15 protein-coding genes and 2 tRNA genes are annotated in these 18,650 nt (G+C 44.0%); 12 read left to right on the top strand and 5 right to left on the bottom strand.

The window, feature by feature from the left end:
- Positions 1–82 precede the first annotated feature (82 nt).
- Genes ACLD6A_RS02615 through ACLD6A_RS02600 form a run of 4 tightly spaced genes read left to right on the top strand, consistent with a single transcriptional unit; the run spans position 83 to position 5,390 of the window.
- Positions 83–1,060, top strand: a complete 978-nt coding sequence (locus ACLD6A_RS02615; RefSeq protein WP_004129448.1) for an ABC transporter substrate-binding protein — start codon at positions 83–85, stop codon at positions 1,058–1,060.
- Between the two features lie 49 nt (positions 1,061–1,109).
- Positions 1,110–2,006, top strand: coding sequence for an amino acid ABC transporter permease (locus tag ACLD6A_RS02610; protein WP_410313615.1), 897 nt, complete (start codon positions 1,110–1,112; stop codon positions 2,004–2,006).
- 9 nt (positions 2,007–2,015) lie between these two features.
- The gene (gene glmS / locus ACLD6A_RS02605) at positions 2,016–3,923 is read left to right on the top strand and encodes a glutamine--fructose-6-phosphate transaminase (isomerizing) (RefSeq protein WP_375169361.1); all 1,908 of its coding nucleotides are present in this window, start codon (positions 2,016–2,018) and stop codon (positions 3,921–3,923) included.
- A gap of 36 nt (positions 3,924–3,959) precedes the next feature.
- Complete coding sequence (locus tag ACLD6A_RS02600; protein ID WP_410313506.1) at positions 3,960–5,390, top strand: extracellular solute-binding protein; 1,431 nt, start codon at positions 3,960–3,962, stop codon at positions 5,388–5,390.
- A 22-nt stretch (positions 5,391–5,412) separates the two neighbouring features.
- On the opposite strand, the gene ACLD6A_RS02595 is transcribed toward ACLD6A_RS02600, so the two are convergent.
- The 3 genes from ACLD6A_RS02595 to ACLD6A_RS02585 all read right to left on the bottom strand — a co-directional run bounded on the left by ACLD6A_RS02595 (position 5,413) and on the right by ACLD6A_RS02585 (position 6,518).
- Positions 5,413–6,180, bottom strand: coding sequence for a type III pantothenate kinase (locus tag ACLD6A_RS02595; RefSeq protein ID WP_410313505.1), 768 nt, complete (start codon positions 6,178–6,180; stop codon positions 5,413–5,415).
- Between the two features lie 103 nt (positions 6,181–6,283).
- A tRNA-Leu gene (locus ACLD6A_RS02590) sits at positions 6,284–6,364 on the bottom strand.
- Between the two features lie 81 nt (positions 6,365–6,445).
- Positions 6,446–6,518, bottom strand: a tRNA-Thr gene (locus ACLD6A_RS02585).
- A 520-nt stretch (positions 6,519–7,038) separates the two neighbouring features.
- Between ACLD6A_RS02585 and pgi the strand changes: the two genes are divergently transcribed.
- The gene (pgi, locus tag ACLD6A_RS02580; RefSeq protein ID WP_004137567.1) at positions 7,039–8,733 is read left to right on the top strand and encodes a glucose-6-phosphate isomerase; all 1,695 of its coding nucleotides are present in this window, start codon (positions 7,039–7,041) and stop codon (positions 8,731–8,733) included.
- 125 nt (positions 8,734–8,858) lie between these two features.
- On the opposite strand, the gene pdxT is transcribed toward pgi, so the two are convergent.
- On the bottom strand, positions 8,859–9,452 hold the full coding sequence (gene pdxT / locus ACLD6A_RS02575; RefSeq protein WP_119521702.1) for a pyridoxal 5'-phosphate synthase glutaminase subunit PdxT: 594 nt from the start codon (positions 9,450–9,452) through the stop codon (positions 8,859–8,861).
- A gap of 2 nt (positions 9,453–9,454) precedes the next feature.
- Complete coding sequence (pdxS, locus tag ACLD6A_RS02570) at positions 9,455–10,390, bottom strand: pyridoxal 5'-phosphate synthase lyase subunit PdxS (protein ID WP_004137561.1); 936 nt, start codon at positions 10,388–10,390, stop codon at positions 9,455–9,457.
- A 327-nt stretch (positions 10,391–10,717) separates the two neighbouring features.
- On the opposite strand from pdxS, the gene ACLD6A_RS02565 reads away from it, so the two are divergent.
- The 7 genes from ACLD6A_RS02565 (at position 10,718) to alr (ending at position 18,618) form a co-directional block, all read left to right on the top strand.
- The gene (locus tag ACLD6A_RS02565) at positions 10,718–12,427 is read left to right on the top strand and encodes an ABC transporter substrate-binding protein (RefSeq protein ID WP_410313504.1); all 1,710 of its coding nucleotides are present in this window, start codon (positions 10,718–10,720) and stop codon (positions 12,425–12,427) included.
- Between the two features lie 69 nt (positions 12,428–12,496).
- Positions 12,497–13,450 carry an ABC transporter permease gene (locus ACLD6A_RS02560; RefSeq protein ID WP_308582753.1) on the top strand — a complete coding sequence of 318 codons (954 nt, stop codon included), beginning with the start codon at positions 12,497–12,499 and terminating at the stop codon, positions 13,448–13,450.
- Positions 13,451–13,463: 13 nt separating this feature from the next.
- Positions 13,464–14,318 (top strand): ABC transporter permease, encoded by an 855-nt coding sequence (locus tag ACLD6A_RS02555; RefSeq protein WP_308582757.1) that lies wholly within the window; start codon positions 13,464–13,466, stop codon positions 14,316–14,318.
- The gene (locus ACLD6A_RS02550; RefSeq protein WP_410313503.1) at positions 14,315–15,949 is read left to right on the top strand and encodes an ABC transporter ATP-binding protein; all 1,635 of its coding nucleotides are present in this window, start codon (positions 14,315–14,317) and stop codon (positions 15,947–15,949) included. The genes ACLD6A_RS02555 and ACLD6A_RS02550 overlap by 4 nt, the downstream gene beginning before the upstream one ends.
- A gap of 116 nt (positions 15,950–16,065) precedes the next feature.
- The gene (locus tag ACLD6A_RS02545; RefSeq protein WP_004106032.1) at positions 16,066–16,560 is read left to right on the top strand and encodes an S-ribosylhomocysteine lyase; all 495 of its coding nucleotides are present in this window, start codon (positions 16,066–16,068) and stop codon (positions 16,558–16,560) included.
- Between the two features lie 53 nt (positions 16,561–16,613).
- Positions 16,614–17,153 (top strand): N-acetyltransferase, encoded by a 540-nt coding sequence (locus ACLD6A_RS02540; RefSeq protein WP_410313502.1) that lies wholly within the window; start codon positions 16,614–16,616, stop codon positions 17,151–17,153.
- An 85-nt stretch (positions 17,154–17,238) separates the two neighbouring features.
- Positions 17,239–18,618 carry an alanine racemase gene (gene alr / locus ACLD6A_RS02535; RefSeq protein ID WP_410313501.1) on the top strand — a complete coding sequence of 460 codons (1,380 nt, stop codon included), beginning with the start codon at positions 17,239–17,241 and terminating at the stop codon, positions 18,616–18,618.
- Positions 18,619–18,650: the final 32 nt, after the last annotated feature.

Here is an 18,650-nt window from a genome sequence, read left to right as displayed (position 1 = left end):
TGCAAAAGAATAGCACCGTATTGCTTTATGATTAGTGGTACAGTTGTGCATGTTCAAGTAGATATAGTTGTTAAGGGATTCTATGATTCAAGCGAATTGCGATGTTAAAAAACTTGATGTGCATCGTAAGAATAAGTGGACATTCTTAGGATCTTCTAGGTGGATGCGCTCTATTGCGGCTTTTGTTTCTGCGACTTTAATAGGATTTTCTGGAGCTTGTGGAACAACCGATGCTGTTGGCCGTGACCCTCTTCTTGACCGCTGCTACAACATTAATAGCATTAAAAAAGATGAAAAAATCGCCTCTCTTCTTCCTAAAAAACTGTTGGAAAAAGGCGAGCTTGTTATGGGAACAAACATTGGTTATGCTCCTGCAGGATTTTATGCCAGAGATGGTAGAACTGTAATCGGTTACGAAATTGATCTTAATAAAGCTTTAGCAAAATTAATGGGCTTAAAACTTACTATTGTGAATGCTCCTTTTGATGCTATCTTGCCTTCTGTTGGCAGCAAATTCGATATAGGTGTTTCTGGTTTTACAGTAAGTAAGGAAAGAGAAAAAGCCGTCGATTTTGTAACGTACGCAAATGCTGGATTGCTGTTTGTTGTTCGTAAAGGAAACCCAACAAAGGTAAGTCTTAATAATTTGTGTGGCAGAAAAGTTTCTGTACAAGTAGGTACTACCAGCGAATCGCAAATGTATAGTGCTAGAGACTTTTGTAAAGCGAGTAAAAATAGTCCTTTAGATGTTCTTGCTTTTAAAGAGCAAACAGATGCAACTACTGCTGTTGTGGCTGGTAGAGCGGATATTATGTACGCAGACACTCCTGTTTCTAGTTTTGCTATTGAGCAAACCGATAATCAGCTTGAGGCCTTGGGAACAAGCAAAGACAAGGCGCTTATGGGCATTATTATGCAAAAAGGGGATAAGCAGCTTGCTCAGGCTGTTAAAGCTGGTATTGAAAAACTTATACAAACTGGAGATTATGAAAAAATCATGAAGTCTTGGGGTGTGGAAGATATTATGGTTAAGCATCCTGAATTAAATCCGAATGTGTGATTTTCTGGTGTCTTCTGATTTTGATTGAGTTTAGAGTAGTATTGTGAATATGTTTTCTAAAAAGAACAACGATGAGCGTATTCTTCCAGTTAAAAAGCCGGGTCCTATTATTGCGGGGGTAATTGTTGCTCTAGTGGCCTGCTCTTTACTGTATTCTATAGCGACTAATCGTAGATTTGAGTGGAATATAGTAGCGAAATATATTATTGACGAAAATGTTCTTACTGGTATTGGCTGGACTTTGTGGCTGACTTTGCTTGCTATGGTTATTGCGATTGTGTTGGCCGTTGGTTTGGCTATGATGCGTAAGAGTGTTAACCCGGTTTTGCGTGGGTGTGCTTGGTTCTTTATTTGGTTTTTTAGGGGTACGCCTGTTTATACGCAGCTTGTTTTTTGGGGTATGTTTGCGGTTCTTGTTCCTAAGTTGAGTTTGGGTATTCCGTTTACTTCTGTGGAGTTTTTCTCTATTGATTCTAATGTTGTTATGACTTCTCTTACGGCTGCGGTTGTTGGTTTGTCTTTGAATGAGGCTGCGTATTTGTCTGAGATTGTTCGTGCTGGTTTGGAGGCTGTTGATGCTGGTCAGGTTGAGGCTTCTAAGGCTTTGGGTATGTCTCGTTCTTTGATGATGCGTCGTGTGATTCTTCCTCAGGCTATGCGTATTATTGTTCCGCCTTTGGGTAATGAGACTATTGGTATGCTTAAGACTACTTCTTTGGTTTTGGCTGTGCCTTTTACTCTTGAGCTTCAGTTTGCTACGAATGCTATTGCTAATCGTATTTATAAGCCGATTCCGCTTCTTCTTGTTGCTAGTATTTGGTATTTGGTTATTACTTCTGTGTTGATGGTTTTGCAGTCTATGTTAGAAAAGCATTTCGGCAAAGGCTTCGAAGCGCGAGATTTGACGCGAAGAAAGTACTGCACAAGCCTTGAGGTTGACGTATAATAGAAGATTATGTGTGGAATTGTGGGATATGCGGGTTTTGGCAAGGTTTGCGCAAAACCTTTGGAAGTTTGTTTAGGTGGATTAGAGCGTTTAGAGTATCGCGGATATGACTCTTCAGGAGTGGCACTGGTGGCACCCGGAATGAGCAAGGTTGCCGTGCGCAAAAAAGCAGGACGCCTAGCTGTGTTACGAGATGATATTAGTGTGAATCCTATGCCGGAAGCGAGTGCTGCAATAGGTCATACTCGTTGGGCTACGAACGGTGCTCCTTGCGATGCAAACGCGCATCCTCACACAAGTGTTGACGGAAAAATCGCCCTTATTCATAACGGAATTATTGAAAACGCTGTTGTTCTAAAAGAACAGCTTCACGAAGAAGGATACGAATTTTCTTCCCAAACAGACACGGAAGTTGCGGCAAAACTGCTTGGTAAAATCGCAAACGAAATTGTGGAAGAAACCGGTAAAGCAGACTTATTTACGGCTCTTCGCCGCACTGCAAAAATGCTTAAGGGTGCTTTTACTCTTCTAGCAGTGGACGTTCGTCAGCCTGGTATTGTTGCAGCTGTTCGTCACGATTCTCCGCTTGTTGTGGGTCTTGGTGACGGCGAGTATTTCTTAGGTTCTGATGTTGCGGCTTTTGTGGCTTATACGGATCGTGTTTTAGAAGTTGGCCAAGATGAAGCTGTTTGCATTGGAAATATTGACGAAAGCGGCAAAGCTGGTTTGCTTCTTACTGATTTTGACGGCAAAGTTGTTGAAAATCCTACGTGTTTTACGGTTGACTGGGATGCGTCTGCTGTAGAAAAAGGCGGCTGGGATTCCTTTATGGATAAGGAAATTCATGAAGATCCACACGCTGTTGCAGACACTTTGCGCGGGCGTTTTGACGCTCAGGGAAATATTGTTCTTGACGAAGTGCATATTGGCCAAGACGTGTTGCGCGCGATTGACAAAATTATTGTTGTTGCTTGCGGCACGGCAAGTTACGCAGGTTTGGTTGCAAAATATGCGATTGAGCACTGGGTGCGTGTGCCGGTTGAAGTGGAGCTTGCTCACGAGTTTCGCTACAGAGACCCTATTTTGACGCATCGAACATTGGTGGTTGCAATATCGCAGTCTGGCGAAACAATGGATACGCTTATGGCTTTGCGTCACGCGCGCGAGCAGGGAAGTCGTGTGCTTGCAATATGCAATACTCAAGGTTCTAGCATTCCGCGCGAATCTGACGCAGTTCTCTACACTCACGCTGGTCCAGAAATCGCTGTTGCTTCTACTAAAGCTTTTGTTGCACAAATCGTGGCAGCATACATGCTCGGTCTTTATTTGGCACAAGTAAAAGGCACAATGTATCGCGACGAGATCCAGCAAATTGTTGCGCAATTAAAAGCTATGCCAAGTAAAATTCAGAATGTTCTCAACACTCAGTCAGATTCCATTATGAAAGCTGCAGAGCATACGCTTGAAGCTAAGTCTTTCCTATTCTTAGGTCGTCATGTTGGATACCCTGTTGCGTTAGAAGGAGCGCTTAAGCTTAAGGAAATCGCATATACTTTCACAGAAGGTTTTGCAGCCGGTGAGCTTAAACACGGTCCAATCGCGCTTGTTGACGAGGGGGAGCCTGTTGTAGTAATTGTGCCTTCTTCTCGCGGACGCGACATTTTGCACTCAAAAGTAATTTCTGGAATTGAGGAAGTTAAAGCGCGCGGAGCGTTTACTATTGCGGTTGCTGAAGAAGGGGATCCGGATGCTGCAAGATACGCGGATATTGTTTTCTGGCGTCCTGAATGCCCGACTCTTTTAAGCCCGCTTGTTGACGTTGTTGCATTGCAGTTATTTGCAATGGATATGGCAAAATTAAAGGGTTACGATGTTGATAAGCCTAGAAATCTTGCCAAATCCGTAACTGTAGAATAAAACTTATGGTAGCAAAATAGTAGTAGGCGGCAACTCATGCTTACATTCGCAAAAATATTGCAATCGCGCAATAGTTTGAAGCAATTAGTGCTTTCAATATTGTGTGTTTTGTCTTTATTGCTATCTTCCGGATGTGGAAATGCGGATGCTAGAACACGAATCACTGTGTGGTCGTGGGAGCCAAGCATGAAGCGTATTGCAAAAGAGTTTGAGCGTCTTAATCCGGATCTTCGTGTTGTTGTAAAAGACACTAGCGGCTACAGCAATCTAAACAGCGCTATTCAAGACGGTTACGGAATACCGGATGTTGCTCAGCTGGAATATTTCGCACTACCGCAATACGCTGTAAGCGAGCAGCTGCTGGATATTACTGATCGAGTGCAGGGGACTAGAACTTTCTACACTCCAGGTACTTGGTCTTCTGTGCAACTAGGTGGGCGAATCTATGGCCTTCCAATGGATTCAGGACCTATGGCTTGGTTTTATAACGATGACGTATTTAAGCAAGCTGGTGTTGACGCAACTAAAATACGCACTTGGGAAGATTACCGTCACGCTGCTAGAAAACTGAAGGATATTGGCGTTTATATTGCTGCAGATTCGGGAGATGCCAGCTTTTATAACGCTATGATTTGGCTTGCAGGTGGACGTCCTTTTATTACTTCGCACGATGGAAAAACAGTTACTGTGCGTTTGGGTTACGATAAGGGCACACAAAAGTTTACTAAGTTTTGGCAGTCTATGATTGACGAAGGCTTAATTGACACACGGACTACAACCTGGACGCAACGCTGGAAAAATGGTATTGGAGCCGGCAAAATTGCTTCTGTTTTTGCTGGAGCTTGGATGCCTTCTATGCTTCTTGAGAATGTGCCAGGTACAGCTGGATTATGGAAGGTTGCACATGTGCCAACTCTTCACGGCGAAAAACGCAATGCAGAAATGGGCGGATCTGCGCTATCTGTGTTGAAATTAAGTAGAAAGCCGGAAGCTGCTATGCGTTTTGTGAATTTTGTTTGTCACGAAATGCAAGGTATTAGAATGCGCGTTAACGGTGGAGCGTTTCCTGCGGATGTTGTAACTCTTGCTGACCCGAATTTTCTAAATCGAACAACAATACGTGATTCTCGCGGAATCGACATACCTTATTTTGGTGGTCAGAAATTTAACCGCGTATTTGCTGATGCTGCAAATCAAGTCGATACCAGATACCAGTATTTGCCGTTTGAAGTGTATTCCAGAAATGATTTTCGTACAACTGTTGGGCAGGCTTATGACTGGAGTAGAAAGTCGCGTACTCGCTTGAATGTGCAGTCTATGATTGACGCTGGAATTACTCAAGATGATGGCAGTCAGCTGTGGCTTCCAGACGATCCAGGTCCTCGTATTTCTATAAAAGATGGTTTAGATTTGTGGCAAAAAGACTTAAAAGAATACGGGTATAATCAAGGTTTTGTTGTTAGATAGAAAACTAACGCAAGTTTTAAAACTAGCGTAAGTTTCTTCTATAAATTTCTGACATGCCTTTGAAAATCAAATTAGGATCGTAATAGTCGATTGATTTAACATCCTGCTCAAACAAACTACCCAATCCGCCTGTGGCAATCACCTTAAATGGCTCATTTATTTCGCTCTTAAACTGTTCAATAGTGCGCTCAATGCCACCTAAGAAACTGTAGTATAAGCCAGCTTGCATGGCAGTAAGAGTTGATTTTGCAAGAACGGACTTTGGTCTAGAAATCTCAACTTCTGGAAGCTGAGCTGTATTATCCCACAAAGCTGCGGCTGCAGTTCTAATACCAGTACAAATAAGACCGCACGTAATAGCGCCACTTTTATCAACGTAGTTGTATGTTGTAGCAGTTCCGAAGTCAATAACAAGAACAGGCCCACCGTACTCGTTGAACGCGCCAACGCAATCAGCCAAGCAATCTGCACCAAGCGATTTAGGTTCGTCAATGCGAATATTCATGCCAGTTTTAACACCAGGGCCCACAATCATTGGGTCAATATTAAAGAATTTTATTATGCTAGAACGAAATGAGTGCATAACTTTTGGAACAACAGAAGCAATTATTATATCGTCAACATCGCTTGCTTTGAAGCCGCTTAAATGCAGGAATTGCATAAGTATAATGCCGTATTCGTCACAAGTACGGTTGGATTTTGTAGTCATGCGATACGTGTCGACGATTTTGTTATTTTTTAAAAAGCCAAGCACTATGTTCGTGTTGCCAATGTCTACTGCTACTAACATTTATACGCGCTTCCTGATGTTGATATTTATGGTTGATACTACTTATTGATATTACTTGTTGATATTAACGAAAGTTTGTGAATTGTAGATTTAAGATTTAACGTGCGCGAGATGGGACTTGAACCCACACGTCGTAAGACACAGGAACCTAAATCCTGCGCGTCTACCATTCCGCCACTCGCGCATAACTCATACAAATAATCGAGCGTGGAAAACACAAGTCGTAACACGAATCGTAAGTATTAACACGCTCGAATGAGTCGAGAGCCGCTTGACAGAATCGAACTGTCGACCTTCTCATTACGAGGGAGACGCTCTACCGACTGAGCTAAAGCGGCATGTTGCCCGAGACGCATTCGCGACTCGCGCACAAGAAAAGTATTTTATCGTATTTTTTTAGATTTGTCTAATTTGGCGCGCCGTGCAACAGATAACCCTCCAAATGTGAGGTAGTTTTCCCGCGTTTGGAGTGCTGAGTTGCGGATAACCCTCCAAATGTGGGGTAGGTTTCTCGCGTTTGGAGCGCCTAGCCCTTCGAAACGCTCCAAATGCGGGGTAGGTTTCTCGCGTTTGGAGTTCTTAACCCTCCGCAACCCTCCAAATGTGAGGTAGTTTTCCCGCGTTTGGAGCGTCTAGCCCTTCGAAACCCTCCAAATGTGAGGTAGGTTGCGCGCGTTTGGAGTACTGAGCTGCGTGTAACCCTCCAAATGTGAGGTAGGTTGTGAGCATTATCAGTGTTATTGTGTTCATTTTTGTGTTAAGCTTCGCGTGTTTCTGTCTGCTTTTGTGAGTATCTTGTGAAGTGGATGATAGTGACAATTGCTGTCGCATCAGTTAAAGAAATGAAAGGACCTAGAAATGGCCATCAATCCGCCAGTTGACGCCGTAAAAACCCCAGAGTGGGCTGCATTGCAGAAGCATTACGACGAGTTGCAGTCAGAAGGCGTCTGCCTGAAGAAGTGGTTTGCAGAGGATGCAAATCGTGTGGATAAGTTGAGCTTCGAAGCTGGAGATCTCCACTTCGATCTTTCTAAGAATTTAATTAAGCCTGAAACTCTTAAGCTTTTTGCCGACCTTGCAAAGGCAGTTAAGCTTGACGAGCGCACTAAGGCAATGTACACCGGCGTGCACATTAACAATACTGAAGATCGTGCAGTTTTGCATACTGCTTTGCGTCGTCCTGCAGAGGATGCTGGCAAGTTCATTGTTGACGGTCAGGATACCGTTGCAGATGTTCGTGAAGTTTTGGGTCGCATTTACGATTTCGCTAACGAAGTTCGCTCCGGCGCTTGGAAGGGCGTTACCGGCAAGAACATCAAGACTGTTGTAAACATTGGTATCGGCGGTTCCGACTTGGGTCCGGTCATGGTTTACGAAGCTTTGAAGCCATATGCTGACGCTGGTATTAGCGCTCGCTACGTTTCTAACATTGATCCAAACGACATGGCCGAAAAGACCAAGGATTTGGATCCAGAAACCACTTTGTTCATCATTGTTTCCAAGACTTTCACCACTTTGGAGACTTTGACCAACGCTCGTACCGCTCGTACCTGGTTGCTTAATAAGCTTCAGGAGTGCGGCGCTATTGACGGCAGCGACGCAAAGAAGGCTGAAGCTGTTGCTAAGCACTTCGTAGCTGTTTCCACCAACCTTGAAAAGGTTGCAGAGTTCGGCATCAACCCAACCAACGCCTTTGGCTTCTGGAACTGGGTTGGCGGTCGTTACTCCGTGGACTCCGCTGTTGGTACTTCTTTGGCCGTTGTTCTTGGCCCAGAGCGCTTTGAGGAGTTCTTGAAGGGCTTCCACGCAATCGATACTTACTTTGCTGAAACCCCATTCGAGAAGAATGTTGTGGTTCTTCTTGGTATGCTCAACGTTTGGTACCGCAACTTCTACAAGGTTGCTTCCCACGCTGTGCTTCCATACGATCAGTATTTGCACCGCTTCCCAGCTTATTTGCAGCAGCTCACTATGGAATCCAACGGTAAGTCTGTGCGCTGGGATGGTACTCCTGTAACAAGCGAAACCGGCGAAATCTTCTGGGGCGAGCCAGGCACCAACGGTCAGCACGCTTTCTACCAGTTGATTCACCAGGGCACTCAGCTTATTCCAGCTGATTTCATTGCATTTGTGAACACGCCAAATCCTACTAAGGATGGCGATCAGGACGTTCACGAGCTCTTCTTGGGTAACTATCTTGCACAGACCAAGGCTCTTGCATTCGGTAAGACTGCTGACGAAGTTCGCGCAGAAGGCACTCCAGAAGAGATCGTTCCAGCTCGCGTATTCAGCGGCAACCGTCCAACCACTTCCATCTTCGGCGAAGCTTTGACCCCATTCGCTTTGGGTGAATTGATTGCTCTCTACGAGCACATCACCTTCGTTGAAGGCACTGTTTGGGGCTTGGATTCTTACGATCAGTGGGGCGTGGAGCTTGGCAAGCAGCTTGCAAAGCAGATTACTCCTGCAATTTCTCAGGATGATGACGCTTTGGCAGCTCAGGATGCTTCTACGCAGAGCTTGATTCGCTTCTACCGCGCGCATCGCAAGTAGTTTGCAAGCAGATTAAACAAGGCTTGTCTATTTGCCTATAATTTTAAAACCTCTTGGTGAGTGTTAGTCATTCATCAAGAGGTTTTTGTTTAGATAAATAAATACATATTCAACTACAGCTTCAACTACAGATTCAAGAAAAGCTGGTGAATTCGCGTATCGCTGTCAAGCTCCGGGTGGAAGGACGTTCCAATTTGATTCCCTTGGCGCGCTGCTACCACGTGGCCGTCTACAGTTGCAAGAGTTTCGGCGTTAGATCCAACTTCCGCAATATAAGGCGCGCGAATAAACGTCATCGGCACATTGCCTAGCTCACCAAACTCAGCCTCACAATGGAAGCTTCCAAGCTGGCGCCCATAAGCGTTTCGCTTAACTGTTACGTCTAGCGTGCCAAAACCGTTTACTTCGTTACCTTCTACGTTCTTAGCAAGCAAAATCAAGCCTGCGCAAGTGCCAAGAACGGGCATTCCGCCTGCAATCCTCTCGCGCAAAGGCTCAAGCATATTTTGCTCGCGAAGAAGCTTAGCTTGCACAGTGCTTTCGCCTCCCGGCAACACTAATCTGTCGAAAGACTGCTCCAAGTCGCGCGCCTGCCTAAGCTCTATTACGCGCGCGCCTAATTTTTCAAGCATTAAGCGATGCTCAAGAAAAGCTCCCTGAACTGCTAAAACTGCTACAGTATGAGCGGAGTTATCAGTATTGATAGGTGAGTTTGACAAAATTACTCGCCTCGCTCAGCCATCAAGAGCTTAATTTCCTGCTCGTTAATGCCAACCATAGCTTCGCCCAAGTTTTCGGAGAGCTTAGCAATCATCTTAGCGTCTTTGTAATTAGTCACAGCCTTAACAATTGCTGCAGCGCGCTTTGCTGGGTCGCCCGACTTAAAGATGCCGGAGCCAACGAACACGCCTTCAGCGCCAAGCTGCATCATCAAAGCAGCGTCTGCAGGGGTAGCAACACCGCCTGCAGCAAAGTTAACAACAGGAAGCTTTCCGTTTTGTGCAACATACTTTACGAGTTCAAATGGCACGCGCAAATTCTTAGCTTCCTCAAAAAGCTCATCCTCGCGCATGCTGGTTAGCTTGCGAATAGCGGAATTCATCATGCGCATGTGACGCACAGCCTGAATCACGTCGCCAGTTCCTGGCTCACCCTTAGTGCGAATCATGGAAGCGCCTTCGTTGATTCGGCGCAAAGCTTCACCCAAATCTTTTGCGCCGCAAACAAAAGGCACGGCAAAATCGCGCTTATTAATGTGGTACACGTCGTCAGCTGGGGAAAGCACTTCGCTTTCGTCAATGTAGTCAATTTCAATAGCTTCAAGCACTTGTGCTTCAACAAAGTGGCCAATACGGCATTTTGCCATAACAGGAATAGACACAGCTTCCTGAATGCCGTGAATCATAGCCGGGTCGCTCATTCGAGAAACACCGCCGGCTGCGCGAATATCAGCAGGAATGCGCTCCAAAGCCATAACTGCGCACGCGCCAGAATCCTGAGCAATCTTTGCCTGCTCTGGGGTGGTGACGTCCATAATTACGCCGCCTTTAAGCATTTGAGCTAGCTGGCGGTTCAATGCTGTACGGTCTTCACCACTTTGGTTTTGCGGATCCGAGGATTCGTTCACAGTTACCGTAGTATTCAAGTTCTCAGTCATCATTCCTCGCTTTGTATTAAATGTGTTTGCGCACGTTTGCAAGTTTACGTTCTGTTGGAATTTAACCACATTCGTAGGATATATGCCTATAAATAGTACAACCTTGTGCGTTCTTAAAATCGTATTTATACAAATTTTTCGCGAGTTTTTTGGATGATTGCACGGTGAGCCTGCTTTTAGCTTGCGCTACGATTGATACTGCCGGCGACTTGGGGTTGATTTATTTAATTTGCAATCAAGCGTCGAGCGTAAAACAATTAAAAATAAATAACAACTAAATATAAATAACAACTAAATAACTTAGTACCATTTAGAAAGGTTTATGGTATGGGTAACGCAAAACCTGAGGAAGGCGTGCACGAAGAAAACGGCGCGACCGAAACATTCTCTGGTGAATCTTACGCAAGTAATTCTTACGATAATGCTTCTGCAGATAACGCGTCTAAATCAAGTACAGACGACTCGCTTAATGCAGCTGCAAAATCAAACACTTCATCAAAAAATCGCAAGCTAAGCAAGCCTTGGCTATTTACAATAGTAATTGTTGCGATTGTTGTAATAAGCGCGATTTTTGCAACGGTAACTGACCCAAGCTTATTCAAGTCGCAAAACGCTGCGTCTACAATGTCGCACAAAACCATCACAATCGGCTTAAAACTAGCTCCTACTAATCTCGATATTAGAAACCAGTCCGGTTCTTCGCTAGATCAGCTTCTTATTGGTAACGTTTACGAGGGTTTGGTTGCGAGAAATGAAAAGAACCAGGTTTCGCCTTCTTTGGCAAAAAGCTGGGAAGTAAGCAAAGACGGCTTACGCTACACTTTCCATTTGCGCAAGGATTCCGTATTTTCTAACGGCCACAAGCTTACGGCAAAAGATGCTGCATGGTCGTTTAATGAGCTTGTTTCTAAGCAGTATCGCGGCTCGAATATGGTTGGAAAAGTTGAGTCTGCAAAAGCGAAGGACGATTACACGTTTGAGATTACGCTTAAAGAGCCAAATGCGAAGCTTTTGTGGGCCTTGTGCTCTCGCGCGGGCTTAGTGTTTGATAAAACAGCTAAATACGATGCTAAAACGCAGGCGGTTGGCTCCGGACCGTACTTAATTGAAAAGTTCGTGCCTTCAGATCGCGTTGTGTTAAAAGCAAATCCGCGATATAAGGGCATTCATCCTGCTAAAACCGAAAAAGTTGTTGTTCGCTACTTTGTTGATGACAATGCTGCTGTAGATGCGCTTTCTTCTGGCGCTGTTAAAGCTCTTGCTCCTATTTCCGGTCAGCTTGCTAAGCCGTTTAAGGATGATTCTAAGCGTTATGTTGTTCGAGCTGGAAACGGCACAGACAAGTTCGTGCTTGCTATGAACATGAATGGCGAGCGTACGAAGGATGCTCGTGTGCGAAAGGCTATTCGTTACGCGATTGATCATAAGCAGATTATTGCGTCTCGAGGCGGTACAGATTTGGCGCTTGGTGGCCCAATCCCATCTCTTGACCCAGGTTATGAGGATCTAACTAAGCTTTATCCTCATAATATTGATCGCGCGAAGTCTCTTATGAAAGATGCAGGTTTCGATAAGTCGCATCCTCTTAAACTTTCGCTTACTTACCCGAATATTTACGGCACTCAACTTGGTGACCAATTGCGATCGCAGCTTGAAGCTGTTGGTATTGATTTGCGCGTGAATGTTGTTGAGTTTACTACTTGGCTTCAGGACGTGTACAAGAATAAGCAGTACGATTTGTCGATGGTTGACCACAACGAAAGCCACGATTTTGGCCAGTGGGCGGATCCTACCTACTACTACGGTTACGATAGTAAGCAGGTTCAAGACTTGTATGCGAAGGCAATGCTTTGTGCGAATGAGCATGAGTCTGCTAAATTGCTTGCTAAAGCTGCGCGAATTATTAGCAAGGATGCGCCTGCAGATTGGCTGTTTAACTACCGCGTTGTAACTGCGAAGGTGAAGAATCTTGAAGGAATGCCTTTTGACATGAATCAAGAAATTTTGCCACTTTACAATTTGCGTTTAACTAAGTAACTAAAAATCTACGCAAAAGTTAAACAAGTAATTAAGTAATTAAAAATTGGTGAAAAAGGGGAGTTATTAATGTTTCGCATGATATGCCAACGTTTGCTGCTTTTTATTGCGGCTCTGTTTTGCATTTCTGCGGCTGTTTTTCTTGCGCTTCGTGTGCTTCCGGGCGACGTTGCGCAAGTTATGGCAGGTCTTAACTCCCCTCACGGCAAAGTTGAGCAGCTGCGGGCTGAGCTTGGCTTAAATAAGCCGCTTTTTACTCAATATGCCGATTGGCTTCTGGGTGTTATGCGTGGAGATTTCGGCGTTTCTGTTCTAACGGGCAGGCCCGTGGTTTCAATGATTTTAGGCCGTGCTACTATAACTTTTCCGCTGATTTTTTTGGGACTTGCTATTGCGCTCGCAATTGGTATTCCGCTTGGCTGTTTTAAGGTAACTCATGAAGGGAAGCTAGCTCAAGTAGTTTCTCGATTTACTGCTATTTCTGCAGGATCTGTGCCAGCTCTTTGGGGTGGAATGCTTCTTATTTTGCTATTTGGCAAAGGTGTTGGCGTAGTGGGTCTTCTTCCTACTCAGGGTTTTCCAACTGACGGCTGGAGTGATTTTTCCGAAGCGTTTTTGTCTCTGCTTTTGCCGGCGATTACGGTTGGAATTATTGTTGGCTCTAGTTTTATGCGCTACACTGCAGCAATTCTTGAAAATATTGCTAATAGTGAAATTGCTGCTGAAGCAATGGCTTGCGGAATGACTCGTAAGCAGGTTGTTTGGCGAGTTGGTTTGCGTTTGGCTCTTGCTCAGTTAGTTTCTGTTATTGGCTTGACTTTCGCTCACATGGTTATGGGTGTGATGGTTATTGAAAACCTGTTTTCTTTACCTGGAATGGGTATGGGTTTGGTTCGAGATGTTGGTTTGCGCGATTTAATTGCCGTGCAGGGTGAACTTTTTATGCTTGCGGCTCTTTTTCTGCTAATTGGTTTTGCGGTTGATATTGCTCACAGGCTGCTAGACCCTAGGTTGTCAAGGTGATTTTGTGAAAAAGATGCAATTTACTATTCTAAAACGTATATGGCGTGCTTCATTTGGTAAATTCGTATGCGTAACGCTTTTTCTTTGGCTTGCTATTGCTGCAATCTCACTGTTTTGGACTCCTTATTCTCTTCTAAAAACAAACGGCTACGAAGTGTGGCAGAAGCCGTCTTTTGCGCATTTACTTGGTACTGATGGAACTGGCGCCGACATGCTTAGCTGGCTTATGGCAGGTTCTCGAGTGGAGCTTGTTATAGTCGTTTGCACAGTTATGATTTCTGCTTTAATTGGCACGGTTTTGCTTAGCATTATGATTTCGCAGTATAAAATTATTCGTGCAACAAGCGTTATGGCTGTTGACGCTCTTATTTCTGTTCCAACTGTTCTGATTGCTCTTATGCTTGCGGTTCCGTTTGGCGCAAACGTTTTGGTGATTGTGATTGCTTGTGGATTTGGATACGGTTTTAATCTGGCTCGTATTGTGCGTCCAAGCGCAAAGCTTGTTTTGCAATCAGATTACGTAAATTCAGCTATTTCTCAAGGCGCTTCAAGAAGATATGTGCTACTTCGTCATGTGCTCCCTAATATTACGCCTGTAGCGCTTGTGCAGCTTTCTCTTTCTGCAGGTACGGTGATTTTGGCAGAAAGTGGATTAACTTACTTGGGTGTAGGTGTGCCGTCGGGAGTTCCTAGCTGGGGGCGTGTTTTGGCAACTTCCGTAACGCTTATTCACGTCAATCCTTTGGCTGTTCTATGGCCGGGATTAATCGTAACAATAGTTGTTGTTGCTCTTAATCTGCTAGGTGACGTGTTGCGTAAAGTATTGGATCCTTGTGCAAAAAGTATGAATAAAGTAGGCGCAAAATGAGCTTAAATATTCAAAATCTTACGTTAAATCTTGGTAAAAAAACTATTCTTAACAACGTTTCGCTGCAAATTTCAGATGGTGAGCGTGTTGGCTTAGTTGGGGCTTCTGGCTCTGGAAAATCTATGCTTCTTCGCGCTGCAACCGGCTTGCTTCCGTCTGAAACTAAAATTTCTGGATCTTGCATGCTTGGGGGAGTTCAAACTGTTGGCGCTAGTGATGAGAATCTTGCTCGCCTTCGAGGAAAATACGTGGGCGTGGTATTTCAGCAGGCTAATCGCGCGCTTAATCCAATGCTAAGTGTTGAGGAACAGATTTCGCTTCCTTTGCGCATTCACTACCAACTTGATGCCGATGACGTTCATAATAGAGTTTGCGTAATGCTTGAAAAGGTTGGTTTGCCGCAGAATATTATTTCTAAACGCACTTTTGAACTTTCTGGCGGACAGCTGCAGCGAGTTGGTATTGCAACAGCTTTAATTACTTCTCCGCGGCTTATTTTGGCTGACGAACCTACTACTGCTCTCGATAGTGTAACTCAAAAAGAAGTTGTTAACATGTTGACTTCGCTTGTTGACAACATGGGCGCTTCTATGCTTTTTGTAACTCACGATTTTTCTGTGCTTTCAAAAGCTGCTAAGCGTTGTTATGTTCTTGATTCTGGGCGATTGGTTGACAGTGCAGAAGTCCAAGATTTGCTTGAAAATCCGCGCGTTACTTCAACTAAGCAATTGGTTGATGCTGCTAAAAAGTTGACTTTAAGAGCGCAAAAAATAGATTCTCAAAATGTAAGTCGCGAAAGTGCAAGTCGCGAAAGTGCGACTACAGAAAGTGTAAGTCGCGAAAATTCTGCTCTTTTAACTGCAAAAAACATTCACGTTACTTTGGGTCGTGCCTTAGCTCGCGCAGAAGTTTTGAAGGGTGTTAATCTAGAGCTTTTCAAAGGAGAATCGCTTGCTATTATTGGCGGTTCTGGCTCTGGTAAAACAACTCTTATTCGCGCAATGTTAGGTCTTCAAAAAATTTCAGATGGAATTGTTACTTATGATTCACAAATAGTGAATTCTTCTACAAATCACAAAAAAATTTCCTATTATAGTGCGCTTCGTAAAGAAACTTCTCTTGTTTTTCAGCATCCATTTGCGGCTTTAGACCCGCGCTGGACTGTTCTAAAAAGCGTTGCCGAGCCGCTTAATATTTGGCGAAAATCGCTTAAATTAGACGATGCAACTATTGAGCAGCGTGTTTGTGAAATGCTGAAATTAGTAGGATTAAATCCTAAAGATTTTTTGGAACGTTATCCTCATGAGCTTTCTGGCGGTCAGGCTCAGTGTGTTGCTATTGCGCGCGCACTGATTAATAATCCTCGAGTTTTGGTTGCAGACGAGCCAATGAGTGCAATTGACGTTGCTGAGCGCACTCGTATTCTCGACGCTTTTGCGGCAATTCGAAAAGAGCGCCCAACAATGTCGTGTGTTTTCGTAAGCCACGATTTAGGTATGATTCAGCATTTAGCAACACGAGTTATTGTTCTTAACGATGGGGAAATTGTGGAATCTGGAAGAGTAAGCGATGTTCTAAATAATCCGCAAAATGACTACACTCGTGCTCTTGTAAACGCAGCAATCATGTAAATAAATCTTTCAACTAATAAATCTTTCAACTAATTAGGCAACTACCGTCTACTATAGAAGTACTTAGTACGTAAAGAGTACGTTGTTTATTGTGTAGTTAAGCGAAGGGAATACTTATGAATAAGCAGGATGCGTCTAGACCTAGACCAGAAAGTTTTGAACTAGATCATACTAAAGTAAAAGCACCTTATGTGCGCTATATCAATACGCAAAAAGGTCCTAATGGGGATGTTATTTCCAACTATGATATTCGTTTAACGCAGCCTAATGAGGAAGCAATTCCTACTGCAGCTTTGCACACAATTGAGCATATGATTGCAGTGTTACTTCGCGAGCGTATTGATGGCTATATTGATTGCTCGCCTTTTGGTTGCAGAACTGGTTTTCATCTGCTAACTTGGGGCGAACACAGCACAGAAGATGTGGCGCGCGCTTTAAAGGAATCTCTTGAGTTTATTGCGTTTAAGGCGACTTGGGATGATGTTCCTGCAACAACTATTGAATCTTGCGGTAACTATAGAGATCACAGTTTATTTGGTGCTAGTCAATGGTGTAAAGATATTCTAGCGAAGGGAATTAGTTCGGATCCTTTTGAGCGCAAACTTGTGTAAGTAATAATTAGCTAATTTTGCGTAGTTTTATTTGCTTTCTTTTAGAGGCTGACATGGAAGATATAACATTGAGAAAAGCAACTCTTGGTGACTTGCGAAATATTGAGCATATTTATGAAAATGCTCGCAAATTTATGCGTGTTACAGGCAATCCTCATCAGTGGGGGAATAGTTTTCCACTTGTTTCAAGTGTTATTGAGGATATTCGTTTAAAACGTTTCTATTTGATTGTTGACGAGGACCCAGAATCATGTAACGAGCGTATTCTAGCGCAATTCGCATTATGCGAAGGTGTTGATGAAGTGTATGCCAGTATTGACGGTGCGTGGCTTGATGATATTTCCTCCTATGTAACAATTCACCGCTTAGCATCTTCGGGAATAAAACCAAAAATGGCAACAGCGTGCTTGCATTGGGTGCAGCAAAACTATAATAATGTACGAATTGACACGCATCCAGATAACGTAATTATGCAAAAAGTAATTACGCGTGCAGGGTTTAGTCGTTGTGGATTGGTCGTTATTCCAGATCGTGTACACAGTGCAGTACGTATTGCATATCAATGGATGCAAACACTTAATCATGTCATATGAAATGCGCATGTGTTCTTAAAAGCTTATGGAGAGTATACAAAAGAGCATGTAGCATTAAAAGCATACTAAATCAGTTAGGTGAGTTATGAGTACAGATTTAAGTAATGCAGCAAGTAATAGTGCACGTAATTCGGCAATGTTAGAAGCAAACTATGCTCGCGCTTTAAGTACATACCCGGGTCAGGTAATCGTCGATTTGAAGGCACTTCGAGACAATATGCGCACTTTGGTTGCGCGAGTTGGTCAAAATTTGCAGCCTGGTCAAAATGCGCCGGAAGTTATGGGGGTAGTGAAAGCAGACGGTTACGGACATGGCTTAATTCCTAGCGCTCTTGCTTCTTTAGCTGGTGGAGCTACTTGGCTTGGCACAGCTCAACCATACGAAGCGTTACGTTTGCGTGCAGCTGGTATTGATTCAAGCCGCTGCCATATTCTTACTTGGCTTACTAGTGCTCCAACTACGAGATTTGCGGATTTAATTTCAGAAGATATTGATATTTCTGTTGGATCTATTGATTCTCTCGACGCTGTGGCTTTTGCTGCACGAAAGTTAGGTAAGCCTGCGCGCGTGCACGTAAAAGTCGATACAGGTTTTGGTAGAAATGGTTTTACTCCAGCCGGTTTTAGTGACGCTCTTAAAAGATTGCAGCAATACTCTAGCGAAGGCGCGATTGAAGTTATTGGCCAATGGAGTCACTTAGCTGTGGCAGATTCTCCAGACGTTCCAGAATTTGTAGACGCAACAGACCGCCAAATCCAACAATTCCACGAGTTTACAAATCGCATGAAAGAAGCTGGTTTAGCCCCTAAAATCCGTCATTTAGCAAATACTGCTGCAACGCTTAACCGCCCAGAAATTCGTTTTGAGCTTGTGCGCCCGGGAATCGGTTTGTACGGCTACGAGCCGGATCCTGCAATGGGAACTTCTCAAACTTACGGATTGCAGCCGGCTATGACTCTTCAAGCTCAGCTTGGCACTGTAAAAACTGTAGAAGAAGGACATGGAATTTCATACGGACGCACGTATTTAACTCCAAATAATACGAGCACTGCTATTGTTCCTCTTGGATACGCTGACGGCATTTTGCGTTCTGCTTCCGGATTCGATATGCAAGGTGCACGTCATGTTAATAAGCCAGGCGGTCCGGTTAGAGTAGAAACAAATAATGGTGCTCGAATTGTGAACGTTTCTGGGCGAGTTTGCATGGACCAGTTCATAGTTGATTTAAAAGGCGATGCTGCAGAGTTAGGCGTTCGAGAAGGCGATACTGTAACGCTTTTTGGACCTGGAAGAGGCTTGGAATTTGCTGAGCCTACTGCAGACGATTGGGCAAAAGCTGCAGGAACAATCAGCTACGAAATTATGACTGGAATCGGCGCTCGCGTGCCGCGGCTTTACCGCAACGCTTACGAAGTGCTATCTTCTAGCGATATTTCAAAACTGGACGCAAAAAGTCTTATATAACTTGTTACTGCTTGTTTTAAGACAGTTAATAA

Origin of the sequence: Gardnerella sp. Marseille-Q9691 (assembly GCF_046507715.1) — a bacterium.
Classification (GTDB): Bacteria; Actinomycetota; Actinomycetes; order Actinomycetales; family Bifidobacteriaceae; genus Bifidobacterium; species Bifidobacterium greenwoodii.
Note: the sequence above shows the minus strand (reverse complement) of the source record. Positions and strands in the feature narration are given on the sequence as shown.

What these genes read in the sequence shown, in the direction of transcription:
- ACLD6A_RS02615 (WP_004129448.1), top strand. Translation starts at nt 83, where the DNA reads ATGATTCAAGCGAATTGCGATGTTAAAAAACTTGATGTGCATCGTAAG.
- ACLD6A_RS02610 (WP_410313615.1), top strand. Translation starts at nt 1,110, where the DNA reads ATGTTTTCTAAAAAGAACAACGATGAGCGTATTCTTCCAGTTAAAAAG.
- glmS (WP_375169361.1), top strand. Translation starts at nt 2,016, where the DNA reads ATGTGTGGAATTGTGGGATATGCGGGTTTTGGCAAGGTTTGCGCAAAA.
- ACLD6A_RS02600 (WP_410313506.1), top strand. Translation starts at nt 3,960, where the DNA reads ATGCTTACATTCGCAAAAATATTGCAATCGCGCAATAGTTTGAAGCAA.
- ACLD6A_RS02595 (WP_410313505.1), bottom strand. Translation starts at nt 6,180, where the DNA reads ATGTTAGTAGCAGTAGACATTGGCAACACGAACATAGTGCTTGGCTTT.
- pgi (WP_004137567.1), top strand. Translation starts at nt 7,039, where the DNA reads ATGGCCATCAATCCGCCAGTTGACGCCGTAAAAACCCCAGAGTGGGCT.
- pdxS (WP_004137561.1), bottom strand. Translation starts at nt 10,390, where the DNA reads ATGACTGAGAACTTGAATACTACGGTAACTGTGAACGAATCCTCGGAT.
- ACLD6A_RS02565 (WP_410313504.1), top strand. Translation starts at nt 10,718, where the DNA reads ATGGGTAACGCAAAACCTGAGGAAGGCGTGCACGAAGAAAACGGCGCG.
- ACLD6A_RS02560 (WP_308582753.1), top strand. Translation starts at nt 12,497, where the DNA reads ATGTTTCGCATGATATGCCAACGTTTGCTGCTTTTTATTGCGGCTCTG.
- ACLD6A_RS02555 (WP_308582757.1), top strand. Translation starts at nt 13,464, where the DNA reads ATGCAATTTACTATTCTAAAACGTATATGGCGTGCTTCATTTGGTAAA.
- ACLD6A_RS02550 (WP_410313503.1), top strand. Translation starts at nt 14,315, where the DNA reads ATGAGCTTAAATATTCAAAATCTTACGTTAAATCTTGGTAAAAAAACT.
- ACLD6A_RS02545 (WP_004106032.1), top strand. Translation starts at nt 16,066, where the DNA reads ATGAATAAGCAGGATGCGTCTAGACCTAGACCAGAAAGTTTTGAACTA.
- ACLD6A_RS02540 (WP_410313502.1), top strand. Translation starts at nt 16,614, where the DNA reads ATGGAAGATATAACATTGAGAAAAGCAACTCTTGGTGACTTGCGAAAT.
- alr (WP_410313501.1), top strand. Translation starts at nt 17,239, where the DNA reads ATGAGTACAGATTTAAGTAATGCAGCAAGTAATAGTGCACGTAATTCG.